4 protein-coding genes are annotated in these 3,677 nt (G+C 31.8%); all 4 read right to left on the bottom strand.

Annotation, left to right across the window (positions count from 1 at the left end; translation table 11 throughout):
* Positions 1-180: 180 nt before the first annotated feature.
* Entirely contained in the window at positions 181-1,464 is a 1,284-nt protein-coding gene (locus QZL66_RS09185) for a sensor histidine kinase (RefSeq protein WP_022411420.1), read from the bottom strand.
* Positions 1,461-2,195, bottom strand: coding sequence for a LytR/AlgR family response regulator transcription factor (locus QZL66_RS09190; RefSeq protein WP_021680708.1), 735 nt, complete (start codon positions 2,193-2,195; stop codon positions 1,461-1,463). Before QZL66_RS09190 ends, QZL66_RS09185 begins: the two co-directional genes overlap by 4 nt.
* A 218-nt stretch (positions 2,196-2,413) precedes the next feature.
* The gene (locus QZL66_RS09195) at positions 2,414-2,944 is read right to left on the bottom strand and encodes a hypothetical protein (protein WP_293602160.1); all 531 of its coding nucleotides are present in this window, start codon (positions 2,942-2,944) and stop codon (positions 2,414-2,416) included.
* Positions 2,895-3,356 (bottom strand): hypothetical protein, encoded by a 462-nt coding sequence (locus QZL66_RS09200; RefSeq protein ID WP_022411422.1) that lies wholly within the window; start codon positions 3,354-3,356, stop codon positions 2,895-2,897. Before QZL66_RS09200 ends, QZL66_RS09195 begins: the two co-directional genes overlap by 50 nt.
* Positions 3,357-3,677: the final 321 nt, after the last annotated feature.

A 3,677-nucleotide genomic window follows, 5' to 3' on the forward strand; every position in this document is an offset into this window, starting at 1 on the left:
TGCCACAGTACTTTGAAAAGAATTTCCGCATAAAAAAGACCTCCCTTCACAGATTATCTTTTCGGCATTGTTATTATACCATAAAAAAAGTACCTGTGCGAGAAGTCTACGAAACTTACAGTGTTTTCGACGAAACTTACAGTTTTTCATATTTTGTTTTTATTTTGCAGCCATGCTTTTTTACAAATACAGAGCCACCTCAGCATCAAAATAGACATCATTATGATGGAGTTGACAGATTCCATCATATTTTTCAGCTGCTGATTCTACATTTTTTAATCCATATCCATGTGATTCTGTATCTTCTTTTGTTGTTACGATTTCGCCATTTTCATAATGAACCTTTCCTGGATAGGTATTTTTTACAGCAATAAAGAGCATACCCTTTCGATAAGTCATTGCGATTTTCAACTCACGTTTTCCGTCAGTTTTTTGAAGTGCCTGTACTGCATTGTCCAGCAGATTTGTCAAAATTGTGGAAAGGTCTACAATTTCTATGGGAAGTTCTGTTGGTATAACAATGTCTACGGTTACAGCAACATTCCAATCAGAAATAGATCTTAACTTGTAATTGATAATGCTGTCTACCACAATATTTCCTGAAGTAGAGTACAGTACAGACTTTTTTTCTTCTTTCTGTATCAACTCTTGTAGATATTGTGAAGCCTCGTTGGTTTTGCGACCTTCAAGAAAAGCTTCTACAATAGAAAAATGATTGGAAATGTCATGGTGAAATCTTCTGGTGTCTTCCACTGCATTCTGCATCAGCTGACACTGGTTCTGGTAGTAATTTTTTTCTTGCTCTGCCACTGTTGCTTTTGCAGCCCGTGCATATGCAATTGACAGTGATTCATACAGAAAAAATACTACGATATTGATGATAAATAAGAGAATCATGGAAACTGTGACCGATTGTGCTGTCACTCCAGAAACAGTCGTAAACAGCAATTCTATGCCAATTGTCAGAATTGGTATGCACGGAGAAACAAACATTGTCCATATTGGAAGAATCTTTTGCTCATTTCTGTGATGCGAAAAATATCCTAATAGCAACACAATCCAAAAGATTACCATACGAGATAAAAAGATTCCGATCTCATTTTCATATTCATATCTTTGAAGTGGTTCTATATAGGCATTTTTTGTAACCACAGATACAATTAATTCCACGGCAAATCCTAAAACAATATATTCTAATATTGCAAGCAAGCGTTTTGGAAAAGTGGTATTATAGCATAATGAGATAGAAAAAAGTGAGATTATCGTGAAAATCAGATTCAAAAAAGGAATGTTTGCAACGAAATGAATCCCAATTGTCAATACAAAATATAATGCATAAACGCTAATTGTAATTACCTTGTTTCGTATCTGTGTTCCAAAAAGCGATTGAAAAAAATAATAAATAATATAGATGGAAAATAATTCCGAACAAGCGTATACAATATCGTAGTTGGATAAACTCATACGGACTCCTTTCGATTGATAGCAAATTGTTCTGCTCTGATCTCTTTTCGTTTTGACTGTGCGATTGGCAGTTCAATTCCTGTAGATAGATATACTTTATCATAGGCATATTTACGCACATATAAGTGATGAACTAGATATGTTTTGTGAATACGTAAAAACTGAAAAGATTTTAATTGTTTTTGCACATGATCCAACAAGCCATAAAAGCTATCTTTATGATATTCGTTCTGAGTGTAGTAGTGTATGATGATCTGGTGATCCTCACTCTCAAAATATATAATATCTTTGATCGGTATTTTCACAATGTTATGTCCTGTTTTGTATGTAAATGCATCGGCTTGTAAATGCAATCGATGAATCAAGCGTTCAAATACCTTTTCAATTTTTTCTTTGTTAATCGGTTTATGCACAAAATAAAGTGGATCATATTCAAAAATTTCAATGGCATACTCCTTATTTCCTGAGATATACGCAATTTGTGTGGCATCGTTTTTTAAGTTGTCTCGAATCATTTTACTAACATCAATACCAGTAAATTCAGGCATTTCAATATCCAGAAAAATCAAATCGTAGAATTCACCGTTTTGTAGATGCTCACATAGTTCTTTCCCGCTGTAATAGATATCGATATCAATTGCAATGCCTTTATTGGTTGTAATTTCAATCAAAATCGTTTCGAGTTGTGTTCCTATTTCGACAGCATCATCTATAATTGCAATTCGAATCATGTAATCACCCCTTTGCTTCCATAATACCATAAAAAATCTTAAAAAGCAAGGGGACTAAAAGCTTTTCAATCAGAAATTCTAAAATAAAAACATATTTTTTATTTTGTCGAATCCAAACTTTATCAAAAATATACTACTTATAATATTATATACAAAAACGACCTGTTAGAAACACTTTCATAGCAGATCATTTTTATAAGATTAATTCAATTATTTGTTTATTCGATACGAAGATTTTCAATTATAACTTTTCTTTCACCGCTAAAGTTTTTCCTATGAAACACAAATTTCAATTCAGAAACATCTTTCCAAAACATAAAAGTACTTTGGAATTGAGCAAGCGGAATTTTGAATTCTCTCAAATCCTCATTTAAATAAATCTCGTAGGAAACGTCAATGCCATTAAGGCAAATTTCAATGTCCAAAAAAGTTATTCCTTCAGATATATAAGCTTCAAAGCACAAGTTTCTATCATTTGCAATATAATTTGTAAAATTTCGTTTTTCAGCAAATACAACAATGCTACATAATTTACTTTCTGTTTTTTCAAAATTTATTATAGCAGTTATTTTTTCTTGATTAGATTCCTTTTTAATGATCTTACAACCATCATTCTCCAAATCATCAATACAATAACTTCTTGCAAAAGCCATATTAAATTTTCGATTATTTTCTAAAGTCAAATTCAAAAACTCATCTCTAGCATTTTTCCCAATGCGTCTGATTAGGATGAATACCAAATTTGTCATTTAATATCTTAAGAAACTCATTAAAAGCTGCTTTTGTCATGTTATCACAAGTTCCTAGTTTTATTCCAACTTTATTTCTTTCTACAACGCCTTGTACATCATTAAAATCAAATCCTGGAAGCAAAATACTTAAACTATCTGCCTTCCGTAACCAAACAGCTCCCATTTCATTTAGACATACAGGGCTTGCGTAATAATTATCAGATAAAAAGTAAATCGCATATATATTTTCATCAGAAATCAGCTGATTTAGATATGCATAAATATCATTTCCTATTGCAATTTTTGTTTCTGGTACAGAAGAACAAACAATATCTTTCTCTATAAGTCCAATTTTGTACATAAACGAAACAAATGCATTAACGACTTTCTCATCTTTAGAAGAATGACTTAAAAATAATTTGTAACTCATTTTTTCTCTCCCTTTATGGAAAATTTAGCATCTAATATAAGTATACAGCATCTTTTCGTAAATAGCAATACTATTTTCGAATTTTTCGATAATTTAAGCTGCATTAATCTGTTGTGTTTCTATCAAAATATTGCTTTTAACAAAAAAACGATAGCCTCGACCTACCGTTTTATTTTACCCTATCGTTTTTTTGTTGTTTCAGAAACGCAAACAGCCTGCCAGGAAAACGCTCTCCAGCAGGCTGTTTTTGATTAATAAAGTTGAAAAAGCCACGCATTTTCGGCATTTTTCCAAAAAGAAAGCACTGCACAATTGTATCAT

The organism is Ruminococcus sp. CAG:330 (assembly GCF_000437175.1).
Lineage (GTDB): Bacteria > Bacillota > Clostridia > Oscillospirales > Ruminococcaceae > Ruminococcus_C.